Source organism: Sphingobacterium sp. DR205 (assembly GCF_011064245.1).
Taxonomy (GTDB): Bacteria; Bacteroidota; Bacteroidia; order Sphingobacteriales; family Sphingobacteriaceae; genus Sphingobacterium; species Sphingobacterium athyrii.
Map to the genome: position 1 here is coordinate 2572696 of NZ_CP049333.1, position 13904 is coordinate 2586599.

General features: G+C 41.8%; 8 protein-coding genes and 1 riboswitch. Of the genes, 2 read left to right on the forward strand and 6 right to left on the reverse strand.

All coding sequences use genetic code 11. The features are described from left to right. Positions 1-124: 124 nt before the first annotated feature. The gene (locus tag G6053_RS10895) at positions 125-2467 is read left to right on the forward strand and encodes a GH92 family glycosyl hydrolase (protein ID WP_165306424.1); all 2343 of its coding nucleotides are present in this window, start codon (positions 125-127) and stop codon (positions 2465-2467) included. Positions 2468-2612: 145 nt separating this feature from the next. Here G6053_RS10895 and G6053_RS10900 read toward each other — a convergent pair whose 3' ends face one another. The 5 genes from G6053_RS10900 to G6053_RS10915 all read right to left on the reverse strand — a co-directional run bounded on the left by G6053_RS10900 (position 2613) and on the right by G6053_RS10915 (position 8755). Beyond that, the gene (locus tag G6053_RS10900) at positions 2613-3794 is read right to left on the reverse strand and encodes a homoserine dehydrogenase (protein WP_165306425.1); all 1182 of its coding nucleotides are present in this window, start codon (positions 3792-3794) and stop codon (positions 2613-2615) included. 39 nt (positions 3795-3833) lie between these two features. Continuing rightward, positions 3834-4877 (reverse strand): homoserine O-acetyltransferase, encoded by a 1044-nt coding sequence (metX, locus tag G6053_RS10905; protein WP_165306426.1) that lies wholly within the window; start codon positions 4875-4877, stop codon positions 3834-3836. A 27-nt stretch (positions 4878-4904) separates the two neighbouring features. Next, entirely contained in the window at positions 4905-6215 is a 1311-nt protein-coding gene (locus G6053_RS10910) for an O-acetylhomoserine aminocarboxypropyltransferase/cysteine synthase (protein ID WP_104382377.1), read from the reverse strand. 112 nt (positions 6216-6327) lie between these two features. After that, the gene (locus G6053_RS30910) at positions 6328-6462 is read right to left on the reverse strand and encodes a hypothetical protein (RefSeq protein WP_277603205.1); all 135 of its coding nucleotides are present in this window, start codon (positions 6460-6462) and stop codon (positions 6328-6330) included. Between the two features lie 10 nt (positions 6463-6472). Then, positions 6473-6585: riboswitch (SAM riboswitch) on the reverse strand. A gap of 145 nt (positions 6586-6730) precedes the next feature. Next, positions 6731-8755 (reverse strand): FUSC family membrane protein, encoded by a 2025-nt coding sequence (locus G6053_RS10915; RefSeq protein WP_165306427.1) that lies wholly within the window; start codon positions 8753-8755, stop codon positions 6731-6733. 355 nt (positions 8756-9110) lie between these two features. Between G6053_RS10915 and G6053_RS10920 the strand changes: the two genes are divergently transcribed. Beyond that, positions 9111-11561 carry a TonB-dependent receptor gene (locus G6053_RS10920; RefSeq protein WP_165306428.1) on the forward strand — a complete coding sequence of 817 codons (2451 nt, stop codon included), beginning with the start codon at positions 9111-9113 and terminating at the stop codon, positions 11559-11561. Positions 11562-11657: 96 nt separating this feature from the next. On the opposite strand, the gene G6053_RS10925 is transcribed toward G6053_RS10920, so the two are convergent. Continuing rightward, a complete protein-coding gene (locus G6053_RS10925) occupies positions 11658-13847 on the reverse strand; it encodes a glutamine synthetase III (protein ID WP_108632065.1) in 2190 nt (729 codons plus the stop codon). Between the last annotated feature and the right edge of the window lie 57 nt (positions 13848-13904).

Consider the following 13904-nt stretch of genomic DNA (forward strand, 5'->3'; position numbering starts at 1 on the left):
TAAATTATTACAATATTGCGCCATTTTGAACTGTCCCCGCCTATTTTTTTTATGATCTTTTAGTTTTCATGTTTATACATAGTTTTATTTTTTGTAAGTTTGTTTTTGAACCTAATTGACAACGATGGCAAAGCATCTTATATTTTATTTTTTCTGCATGTTATCCAGTGTGATATCTGCGTCAGGGCAACAGAAAACTGATCTAACTACCCTGGTAAAACCCAATATTGGATCTGTGCATAGCCGATATTTTTTTTATACGCCGGCGGCAGTACCCTTTGGTATGGCCAAATTAGCACCAAGTACCAATGGAAGTTATGGCAATAAGTCCGGTTGGGAAGCCGTTGGCTATGACGATAGACACAGCTCTATCGAAGGCTTTGCTAATTTTCATGAGTTTCAGATCGGGGGAATTGTCTTTGCTCCATCAGTAGGTGAACTCAAAACCACGCCGGGGAAACTGGACCAGCCGCAAAGTGGCTATCGCTCATCATTTGACAAAAAAGATGAATTTGCCACATCAGGTTACTATCGGGTGAAACTGAAAGATTACGGAATCCTCGCCGAACTAACGGCGACAAAAAGGGTAGGTTTCCATCGTTATACCTTTCCAAAAACCGATGCGTCCAACCTGATATTTGATATTGGACATGTGATGGGCGAGAGCGGACCAGTGGTCGATGCTGAAGTAAATTACGATAATCAATGTGTATGGGGATACGTGGTGACAAACCCGGTATATGTCCAAAAATATCAACAAGGCGCTACTGTGAAGATGTATTTCTTTGCAGAAGTCAGCAAGCGGCCAAAATCTTATGGAACATTTAAGGACGACGCGATTTTCGAGGAGAAGAAAAACATACGGGGGCAAGGAGCGGGACTGTTTTTGCGATTCGATACAGGATCGGATGAATCTATCACCATCAAAACCGGTTTGTCCTATACTTCGGTAGATAACGCACGGTTAAATTTGGAGCAGGAGGCAAAGGGTCTGACATTTGATAAAGCGAAATCCGAAGCACTGAATACCTGGAACAATGAAATGGGAAGGATATTAGTGGAAGGTGGTAAAGAAGAGGACCGGGTTAAATTTTATACCGGATTATATCATGCCTTACTTGGACGGGGACTTGCCAGTGATATTAATGGGGCTTATCCAAAAAATGATGGCTCTGTAGGCCAGATTGCATTAAATGCGCAAGGGAAGCCGGTTCATCAGCACTATAATACAGATGCGATCTGGGGCGCATTTTGGAACCTGACACAACTCTGGTCCATCGCCTATCCTGATTATTACAACGATTGGATACAAAGTCAGCTGCTGGTGTACCGCGATGCGGGCTGGCTCGGTGACGGTATCGCCAATAGTAAGTATGTTTCCGGTGTGGGTACCAATTTTACGGGCTTGGCAATTGCTGCAGCATATAATGTCGGAATACGGAATTACGATACAAATTTTGCCTATGAAGCTGTTCGGAAAAATGAACTTGAATCACGCGGACGGATTCCGGGAGCAGGGAAGCTTGATGTGGGAGTGTTTGTTGAAAAAGGTTATTCACCTTATATCGAGGACAATACCGGTAGTCCTGAATTATTAACCCAAGGATCACCTTTTGGCGCTTCTCATACCTTGGAATATGCCTTTTCGGCAGCTGCTGCTGCGCAATACGCCAAGTCACTTGGTCGTGATGCAGATTATAAGCAGTTTCTAAAGCTTTCAGACGCATGGAAAGGATTATATGATCCTTCAACTAAATTTATACGGCCAAAGGACAGTAAGGGAGACTTTATTCCGAACTTTAATCCCTATCAACCCTGGCGTGGATTTCAGGAGGGAAATGCCTGGCAATATACTTTTTATGTACCGCACGTTCCCCAAGATCTTGTCAAACTGGTCGGAAAAGACTTATTCAACCAACGTTTGGACAGCATATTTACGGTATCCCAGCGGAATGTCTTTGGAGGTGGAACCCAAATTGATGCCTTTGCCGGTATTGAGAGTCTCTATAATCACGGAAATCAGCCCAACTTGCATATCTCCTGGTTGTTTTATTTTTCAGGGAGACCTGACCTAAGCCAAAAATGGGTGCGGGCGATTTCAAATGAATTTTATGGCACGGAGCCTGTTCACGGTTACGGGTATGGACAGGATGAAGATCAGGGACAATTGGGGGCTTGGTATGTTTTATCGGGGATCGGATTATTCGACGTAAGAAGTTTAACGACAGAAAATCCGGCATTTCAGATTGGGGCGCCTTTATTTGATAAAATTACCATACAGCTTCCCAAGGCATTACGAAAAAATAAATTCACGATTCAGGTTGAAAAAGAGGCCCCGGATAGTTACTATGTTGATCAGGTCCGCCTGAATAATAAAGCCTGGACCGGATGGCAGCTCCCCTTTGAACAACTGGTTAAAGGGGGTGTCATGACGCTGAACTTAAAAAGTAGTGCGCGTAGAAACTAAGTGGCAAACGAAGAGTGCTGATGGGTAAATGGAAATCCTGCACCGGATAGCACATTTCAAAAAGCCTTTGGAACGTATATAAAATAAAAAATAGGGGTGTCCAAAATAATCGGACACCCCGTAGGTAGGTTGGTTTGTTGATTGCCTACGCGATCTCTGCAATGAAATTGCCCTCTTGGTCCAAATCGGCCTTATGGGCAGCAATTTGTTGAAGATTAATGTGGCCGATTACATATTTGAAATCTGCTGCGTAATACCTTTCGGTGATCTCACTGAATTTTAATTTTTCGATCAGTTGATCGTCCGTGTATCTTAAATAGACCTTGATCAGATAATCCTGACTATAATTTAAGGCACTGGATTCTAAATGTTTTTTATATTCATAACGGTAGCCATAGCGTAGTGCTGCAATGTCGGACAGGACTGCGGAACCCGTCGGATGACCGCCGGCACCTTTACCGTAAAAGAATTGTTCGTCCGCAAATGCAGCTTTGACCAGCACACCGTTATTTTCGTTTTCTACATTATACAACATGCTTTCTTTGCCTACTAAACGAGGTAGTACATAAAGCACGACTTTATTGCCATCGATCTCTTTGGCCGTAGGGATCAATTTGATTTTAAAGTTCTTTTCTTTTGCAAAACGAATATCCTGTTGGCCTAATTTGTCGATACCGATGTTGAATACATCATCGGGTTTAACATAGATGCCATAGGCGTGTGAGGCGACGATACAGACTTTGAATTTAGGATCATATCCACCGACGTCAAGCGTAGGATCTGTTTCAGCAAAGCCAAGTTCCTGTGCTTTTTTTAATGCATCTGCATAAAGCTGGTTTTCGTTGAAAACCTTGGAAAGAATGTAGTTGGAAGATCCGTTAAAGATACCGCTGACCGAATGCAGAAGCTCATTGTCGTAATATTCTTCCAGGTTACGGATAATAGGTATACTTCCACACACGGCTCCCTCATAAAGTAGGCTCGTTCCATATTCATGTTGAATGTCGACCAGCTCTTCAAGGTGACCGGCAATCATTTTTTTATTTGCGGATACCACATTTTTGCCTGATTTCAATGCACGCACAGTTAGCCTATAGGCCGCTTCTGCATCATCGATCAATTCGACAACCGTGTTGATTTCCGGATCCCCCAAAATCGCCTCCGCATCAGTTGAAAATAAGTCAGCGGGCAGTGAACGTTTTTTATCCGCATTTTTAATGACAAATTTCTTGATTTCCAGATTCAGATTTTTCGTTTTGATAATGTCGTAGAGACCTTGGCCGACAACGCCAAATCCAAACATCCCTATCGTTAATTTATTACTCATATCTCTTCTTGTATGCTCTTATATTATTGTTTACTTCTCTTATACTAATTCGTTGATATACTCCTTCTTATTTTCTAAAAAGTTATGGATAATAGCTGTCAGCTTTTTTGTCTCGATCAAAAAGCCATCATGACCGTAGCTCGACTCGATCTCCCGGTAGCTGGCATTGGGAATATGTCGGGCAATAAATTTCTGTTCATCTACGGGGAATAATATATCTGTATTGACACCTAATACCAGTGTTGAACAGTTGATACCAGCGAGCGCTGCTTCCAGAGATGCTCTTCCGCGGGCCAGATTGTGGCTGTCCATCGCTTTTGTCAGGTAAAAGTAGCTGTATGCATTGTAGCGTTTAACCAATTTTTCACCTTGATAATTTTGATAAGAAGCAGCTTTGTAATCATTTACTTTATTGTCATCGGTATCCCTTTGTGTATGATCATAGGTGATATAATTGCGATAGGACAACAGCGCGATCGAACGTGCGACTTTCAGCCCTTTTGCACCGCCATCAGGATGATTGGCATAGAAAGTCCGGTCTGCTGTAATGGCTAAACGTTGACTTTCATTAAAGGCAATCCCCCAAGGGGAATGCACTGCGTTTGTACCGACAACGATGAGCTGATTGATGGCGATCGTTTTGGAAGCGGCCCATTCCAACGCTTGTTGACCGCCCAGTGATCCACCGATTAAAACTTCAATTTGGCTGATATCCAGATGTGCTGCGAGCAACTGATGGGCATTGACAAGATCTTTTACCGTAAATTCAGGAAAAGAAAGGTAATAAGGCTGACCTGTCGCGGGATTGGTGGATAGGGGATTGCTGCTCCCATAGGCCGATCCAATCACATTCGCACACACGATATAATAGTCATTGGGATTAAACAGATCATCTGTACCAAAAAGACCCGGCCACCAGTCCAACACATTCGCATTCGCGGTCAAGGCATGACAAACCCAGACTACATTGCTGCGATCTGCGTTCAGTTCTCCAAATACTTCATAGCTGATCTGTAAATCGGTAAGCTCCCTGCCGTTTTCAAATACAAAGGGCTCCTGATGCTGATAAATATGCCTGCTCATTACGTTTAAATTTAGGAATGTATTTGATTATTTGATCTTTTCGAATGCCTGTTGCAGGTCAGCTTTAATGTCATCAATATGTTCTATCCCTACTGAAAGGCGCAACAATCCCGGAAATACACCCGCATTGGCCTGATCTGCATCACTTAACTGCTGGTGCGTTGTTGCTGAAGGATGGATGATCAATGATTTGGTATCACCTACATTGGCCAAATGGCTGATAAGTTCGAGGCTGTCAATAAAAGCATTTGCTTTCTGGGCAGCATCACCTTTCAATTGGAAGGAGAGGACTGCACCATAACCGTTTTTAAGATATTTTTGCGCATTTGCAAAACTTGGAGAACTTTTTAATCCCGGGTAATTTACCTTTTCTACCTGTGGGTGAGCCTCGAGCCATTTGGCGACCTCTAAAGTGTTGTCTACGTGACGTTGCACACGCAAGGACAATGTTTCAAGTCCCTGTAGTAGTAAAAATGAGTTGAATGGCGAAAGGGCCGGACCAAAATCACGCAGGCCTTCAACACGGGCGCGGATAGCAAACTGAATATTGCCAAAAGGTCCCTTTTCACCGAATACCTCGGAGAATACCAGACCATGATAACCTTCAGATGGTTCGGAGAATTGTGGATATTTTCCATTGCCCCAGTTATAGTTTCCACCATCAACGATCACACCGCCGATACTTGTCCCATGACCGCCAATCCATTTTGTTGCAGATTCAACGACCACATGGGCACCATATTCCAGCGGTTTGAACAGGTATCCACCGGCACCAAAAGTATTGTCGACAATTAGCGGTAAATCGTATTTTTTAGCAACAGCCGCTATTTTTTCAAAATCAGGGATGTTAAAACTCGGATTTCCGATCGTTTCCACATAAATTGCTTTAGTCTTATCGTCAATAAGTGCTTCAATTTTATCGGCTTCGGCATCCGTGGCAAAACGGGCCTCGATACCCAATCGTTTAAAAGCAACTTTAAACTGGTTGAATGTACCGCCGTATAGATTAGAGCCAGCCACGAAGTTATCGCCATTTTCAAGGATATTGTTTAATGCAATAAATTGTGCTGCCTGTCCGGATGCAACAGCTAATGCCGCAACTCCGCCCTCTAAGGCAGCGATACGTTGTTCGAAAACATCCGTCGTGGGATTCATGATCCGCGTATAGATATTGCCAAATTGTTTCAGCGCAAATAAGTTGGCTCCATGTTCGGCATTTTCAAAGACAAATGAAGAAGTTTGATATATAGGTACAGCTCTGGATCCAGTAGTAGGATCTGCCACTTGACCGGCGTGAACTTGTAAGGTTTCGAATTTTAGATTTTTGTTGGAAGACATAATATATCAGATTTTAAGGGTTCAAAAAAGTATTCACAAGAAAAAAAGAAAGCATACACACCTGTTGAAAAGGTCTGTTAATATCGTAATCCGGGAAAAAGGAAAATGATTCTTAACAAGTTGGAAGGTGCGTATGCATGCGCATTCGCATAGACATGGCATTGCTATGTGTCGCTTCTTTACCTGTTAGCTGGTTTGTCTGAAACAAACCTAAATTGTTGATGGTTTTCTGTAATGTAATAATCATTGTCTTATTTCATTTATATGCTCCAAAGCGATATTGCTTTGGACAGGATTTGGCACCTTTTCAACCAAATTGAAGGTTGCCAGTGGGTCATAGAGCCAGTCTCTCGCCACTTCTTTATAAATCAAGACCTGCTGATTAAGGAAGGTGTTGATTAGAAATCTTCATCTGAAGACATTGCAAATATAAACTTCTTTTCTATTAATGCAAAAGAAAATCATTTTTTTAATTAAAACTATTTTATAAATAGATCTTCGCCATCGCTTTTCTACTACCTTTTAGCGAGCGCAATATGTTCCGCAATTTGATCCAAATCTGTCAAAAGCGGTTTTAACTCATCTATTCGGCTATAAATGTCGTTGTGCAGAACCTCAGGATTTTTGCTGATGGAAATCGAAAGCCCGACCAGGTGCGAGTTGATGCGGTAGGAGAGCGCCTGAAAGTGGTGAATATGGGACCAATCAATCCACTTATGTTCAGGTTCCTTCTTCATTTGGTTAATGGAATCAGAAAATAGAGCCATTGCCGTTTGTGCTTTTTTTCGTGCTAATCTGATATCAAAAGAGCTCTGCAGGTTGTCGGATAGGCGCTTGTTGATCATCTGAAAATAATGCTGATTGTAGCGTGCGACCTCCTTGGCCAGGTGGACCATGCTTGAGCTTTGACGCACGGGAATCAGGAAATATCCTGCAATGGTGAGCAGTGCGCCAACCAGGGTAAAAGCCATACGGCTACCGAGAATAAGATTAATATTACCTTCGAATAAATTTAGTGCAATGACAACACCCAGTGTGATAAAAACTACACTGACCATATAGTTGGATCGGTTGAATAAAAAGAATCCGAAGAGCCCCGTGGCCGATAAACTAAGTGATAAGGGAAGACTTTCGAAGCAAGCCAAACAGGAGATGCCGATCAAAATACCTGAAAATGTCCCGGCAATACGTTCGATATTGCGGGTCTTGGTCATCGAAAATGCTGGCCTTGCCACGATGGCAATCGTCAATAAGATCCAATAGGTATATTTGAAATCCAGAAATAGAATCCCGATCAATGCGCCGATACCAAAAAGTATAGCCATGCGGAGTGCAAAACGAAACAGCGGATTTTTTAGGTGAAGCTTATCTTTGATCTCCCCCAGACTGCCCAAGGGACGATTGATAAATTGTTGATATTCCTCGGTACCGATTTTGTCCTGAATTTCCTGATTCTGATAAAAAGCAACCTGGATTCGGCGGAGTACTTCAAGAATAGATTCCATGTTGTTGATGATAGCCGATAGAATCGGGCCTGCTGATCCGATTTGTTGCTGCTGAATATTTTTCAGCTCGTTCAACAACTCATTCAGTTTAATCGTATTATAATACAATTGTTGTGCATGGCTGAACCTTTTATTCGGTTGTGAAAAGCTTTCGATTTCCAGTGCCAATAATTTTATTGCACGGCGGATCACAGGAAGGCTCCCGGTATCGGCAAGATTCTTTCGAATGGCATCATAGTCATGATCAAGTGCAATAATAAGCTCGTGTAGATCAATGAGGCCGTAAACCTGACTCAGCCAATAATTACTCTTAGGCCATTGATGGCCGATGATTCTTTTCTCCCGGAAGAGTAAGGATCGTATCTGTTCTTGCTGTTCACTGATCTGACCGTGAATTTTTCCTACACGGCTATAGGTAATACCCAGTGGAATATCGGGATCATAGGATTGCGCACGGACCAGTAAAAATTGAGATAAACCCTGAAAACCATTGGCCATCGCATGTTTTAGGGAACGATACGGCCTTATGTAGGCCTGTAGCAGGCTAAAAGCATAATAAATCGCCGCGCCAGTCGTAATTTGCAGGCTGACTTCCAGCGGATGTTTTGGTGCCAGGCCGATGACAAAACTCATTAAGATCAATGTCATGTTGCCGATAGCAGCATAACGTGGTCCGAACAAACCATATAAGGTAAAAGTAAATCCCGCCAAACTTAGCAGAATGACCAAAGGCCAATGGTAAGGAAAGAAGTAAGCTGTAAGAAATGACGCAAGAAAGAAAGTCGGAATGCATACCAGGGCGGAGGATAGTTTATCCTTTCGGTTACCGGGAGGATCAGTCAGTGTCGTCAACAAGGAGCCGACACCAATACCAATGGCGGTGCCTGCGGGTGTGCCCAATAAATAGATGGCCAGACTTGGAAGAATGCTGATGGAGACATTACGCAGGGCATCACCAAAGTGTTCACCTTGGACAAATCGCATAACTTGGCTATAAATACGGTAGAATCTTCTCTTTAATGATACAATGCCCATCAATCAGTTTACTAATTTTCGATGCAAAAATACAAATATTATGCTTAATATTTTGCGTATTCATTTTATTTATTTTGAATAATATTGATTTTTTGAATTTTTATTTTGAAACAGTTGCTTTGTGAAATCTTGTTCTCCGGCGCTCCTGAAAGAAATGTACGGCACTTTTTTGGGATGAATAGTATGGTGTGGTCGAGAAAACGCGAAAAGCAATTTACCGAGCTTATTTAGTCACCCGCCGACGGTTTTTGGCTATCCGTCTATTTCCCCTGGTCAAGGTGTAATGAATACACGATGTTTGTTGTCATCTAAATAAACAATGACGATCCAATTGATGGAATAAAGAAATTATGTTATGAAACTAAATAAAAATAAACTGCTGCTATTCGCTACTATGATCATGTTATTTTCCTTTTTGGGGACTGTTTTTGCGCAATCGAATGGCGGAAAGTTAAATGCGGTTGTGGTCGGCCGGGATGGCGGGCCGCTTGCTGCGGCGAGTATTTCACTGCTCCGTAATCCCGGAGGTATCCTGCTGAAAGGAACCGTATCTAAGGAGAATGGCGGAGTTGAATTTTTGGGAGTGCCCGAAGGTAAATATACGATGCAGGTTTCGACGGTGGGGTATACGACGTACAGTTCCAGTGAAATAACCCTAAGGAAGGGTGATATATTGTCTTTGGATACCATTCGTTTAGAGGCCGTATCAAAAGTGCTGAGCGAGGCTCAGGTTGTTGGTAAGAAACCTCTAATTGAAAGTCAAATTGATAAAATTGTGCTGAATGTGGAAAATAGTATCTTGGCGACGGGGAACAATGCATTGGAACTCTTACAAAAAGTTCCGGGGGTTACTTTGGATAATAAGAAAATCAATCTCCGCGGAAAAAGTAATGTAATTATTATGATTGATGGCAAGCCTACTTATCTTTCGGCGGATGAAGTTAGCCGACTGCTGGAAAATACGGCTTCAAATTCAATTACATCAATTGAAGTGCTTACCAATCCACCGGCGAAATACGATGCTGCCGGTAACGCAGGTATTATCAATATCAAAACCAAAAAAAATACACAATTTGGCAGCAATGTTAGCCTGAATCTAAATCTGGGGCAGGGGAAATATACGAAAGGTGACGGCGGTTTCTTAGTCAATCATCGAAATAGTTGGGCGAATATTTTCGCATCCTATAATTATAATAACAGTTTAGGATTTAATGATTTAACGATCGATCGCTCTGTCAATGATTCAACGGGGACCACTTATTTCAATTCAGATTCTTACTCCAAATTTCGTTACCGTGCGCATAATTTTAAATTCGCTGCTGATTTTAACCTCGGCGAACAGCAGGTGTTGGGTTTTGTTGTCAATGGTAATGTCAGCAGCGGCAATTCAACACGACAAGGGGATAATCTGATTGCTTCACAAAAAGGGAAATTGGACTCCGTGGTACAGGGAAGCAACTTTTCGGATTTTGCCTATCATTACCTGGCTTACAACCTCAATTACAAAAAGACATTCGATACCCTGGGGACTGAACTAGCAGCCAATGCAGACTATTCGTATTCCAAGAATCACGATAATAGCATGATGAAAAATCGTTTTCTGGATCCAAATTGGATGGAGTTTAAGGCGCCAAATGTATTCCGAAACGATATGTTATCCAACACCAAAATTTTAGTTTTCAAAACCGATTTTATCCATCCCTTTGATAAAACGACAAAACTCGAAGCGGGTTTAAAATACAGTCGTGTGAAAACAGATAACAATCTGGTCTATGAGGATCAAAACACAGCAGGGGAATTTGTCCCAAATGAAGACCAGAGTAATCAGTTTTTATACAACGAAAACATTGCGGCGGCATACCTTACCTTGAATAAGTCCTTTGGAAAGTTTTCTGTGCAAACGGGGCTCCGTGTTGAAAATACAAGTTCATTGGGCAATTCAGTAACCTTAGGGCAGCAGACAAAACGTAATTATACGGATTTCTTTCCCACGGTATTTATACAGCAACAGATCAACGATAAGCATAAGCTTGGTCTGAGTTACAGTCGAAGGATAGACCGGCCGGATTATGGTGCATTGAATCCATTTATCTACTACCTGGATCAATATACCTATCAATTCGGCAATCCTTATTTGAATCCTCAATATACCAACTCCTACGAACTGAATTACACCTTTAAGGAACGTTATTTGTTGAGCCTTGGCTACAAGAGGACAAATGATGCGATCACTCAGGTAATTGAGAGCAATTCAGAAACCAAAGCCATTGCACAGACAGATCGAAACCTGACCTATTTCGACTATTATAACATGAATATCAATATACCGGTTAAAGTGCTTAAATGGTGGACCACTTCCAACAATGTGACTGCCTTCTACAGTAAATATAATTTTGATGAGCGTTCGGGTGCTCAGCGGCAATTGGAAAAACTATCTTTTCAGGTGAGCTCCAATCATGATATCCGTATTGGAGAGACAAGCAATGTGGAACTGACCGCCAATTATTTCTCTCCGGCTGTCTATGGTGTGTTTAGTTTTCAATCTTACTATGGGATAGATCTTGGAGCAGGGAAAACATTTTTCGACAAAAAGCTGAATGTCAAGCTGGCTGTCAACGATATCTTGAATACCAGAGGTCAGCGTCGGTTGTCCAGTGTTCAGGAAAACGGATATTATCGCATTCGCAATGGATATGACAGTAGAGTGATCCGGCTTTCACTTTCTTACCGTTTCGGAAACATCAATATTAAATCCGTGGATAAGCGGGCCGGAAATAATGATGAGGATAACCGGTTAAAAAAATAGCGGCCGGGTGGGGTTTTATTCCAATCAACTGTCCGTATATAAAACAAGAAGAGCATTCCAGCCGGAATGCTCTTCTTGTTTTTGTATGAAGCGATATTAGCTTAAGAATAAGATCTCTCTCAATTTTGGAAGAGGCCACTTTTTATCGTCAACGATTTTTTCCAATTTGTTGACATGGTAACGGATCACATCAAAATATGGTTTTACCAATTCGTCATAAGCGATTGACCGCTCACGTACATCTTCGATCTGGTTTGCTTTTTTACGTTCTTGACGCATGGCTTCAGCTTGCTCCAGAATGGTGTTTACATGCGTTGAGATACGCTCTACAAAATTCAGCTGTGAGCTGAATGCTGCTTGCGCAAGTCCTAGGTCTTTAAGACCTTTTACATTTTCGATTAATTCATTCTGGTAAGTGAAACATGCAGGTGCGATTTGGTTATTGACCATTTCTTCAATCACACGGGCCTCGATTTGAAGTTTCTTGTAGAAGTTCTCTAACAAGATTTCATGGCGGGCTTCTGATTCACGTTTTGTATAGATTCCTAAGGATTCAAATAAGGCCAATGACTCTTCTTTTACATAAACGTCTAATGCCTTAGGTGTAGATTTGATGTTTGAAAGACCACGTGCTGCAGCTTCTTTTTCCCACTCTTCACTGTATCCATTTCCTTCAAAACGGATTGCTTTTGAATCTTTGATATATTTACGGACAACATTTAAGATTGCAAGATCTTTTTTCGTGCCTTTTTTGATCTGTTTGTCTACCTCTGCTTTAAACTCAATTAATTGAGCAGCAACGATAGCATTTAATACCGTCATTGGTAGGGCAGAGTTTGCTGAGGAACCTACAGCGCGGAACTCAAACTTGTTACCGGTAAATGCGAAAGGTGAGGTACGGTTACGGTCCGTGTTATCCAGCTTCAATTCTGGAACTTTAGGGATGCCGTGCCACAAGTTGGCTTCAGCTTTTACTTTTTTCGCTACGCGGGCTGATTCAACTTCTTCTAACAATTCATCTAATTGAGAACCTAAGAAGATTGAGATAATTGCTGGCGGAGCTTCATTTGCACCTAAACGGTGGTCGTTGCTGGCACTAGCAATAGATGCGCGCATTAAATCTGCATTTTCAAATACGGCTTTGATGGTATTGACAAAGAATGTCAGGAACATCAGGTTATTTTTAGGCGTTTTGCCCGGAGACAATAGGTTGATACCCGTATTGGTAATCAAAGACCAGTTGTTGTGTTTTCCGGAACCGTTTACACCAGAATATGGTTTTTCATGTAACAATACTTTGAAGTTGTGTCTCAAAGCAACTTGCTCCATCACGTTCATTAACAATTGATTGTGGTCAATTGCCAAGTTGATCTCTTCGTACATAGGTGCACACTCAAACTGTGAAGGTGCAACCTCATTGTGACGGGTTTTTAATGGAATACCCAATTTTAACGCTTCGTTTTCCAGATCAACCATATAGGCTAATACGCGCTCTGGAATCGCTCCGAAGTAATGATCTTCCAATTGTTGTCCTTTAGCAGACATGTGGCCGAACAAGGTACGGCCGGTCAATTGAAGGTCAGGGCGTGCATTGTATAAGGAAAGGTCAACTAAAAAATACTCTTGCTCGATACCAAGAGAGGCGTTTACTTTCGTGATTGATTTATCAAAATATTGTGCGACTTCAGTTGCCGCTTTATCAACAGCATTGATTGCTTTTAATAAAGGAGCCTTATAATCTAATGATTCACCAGTATAAGAAACAAATACCGTAGGGATACAAAGTGTTTTACCGGTGCCGGTTTCATAGATAAATGCTGGTGAAGAAGGATCCCATGCCGTATATCCTCTAGCTTCGAATGTGTTACGGATACCGCCATTAGGGAAGGATGAAGCATCTGGTTCTTGTTGAACTAAAGCGTCCGCAGTGAATTTTTCGATTGCTTCGCCATTTTCATCAGGTTCGAAAAAAGCATCGTGTTTTTCAGCTGTCGAACCAGTCAAAGGTTGAAACCAGTGCGTGTAGTGGGAAACGCCATGATTAAGGGCCCAAGTTTTCATCGCTTGCGAAATGTGCTCAGCTAGATCTCTAGAAATAATCTGTCCCTCTTCAATGGATGCAACTAACTCCTTATATGAGTTTTTAGGAAGGTAGTCTTTCATTTTGTTTACGGAAAAAACGTTCTTTCCGTAGATGTCAGTTGCTTTTTTAGTTTCAACTTTTTCAAATTGTGCAATCTGGCGTGAGCCCGCTGCCTCTACTGCTTTGAATCTTAGGTTCGACATTTGTATTTTATAATTAAATTACAGTTTTGTTGATTTTGTTTTTCAAAAATATTGTGT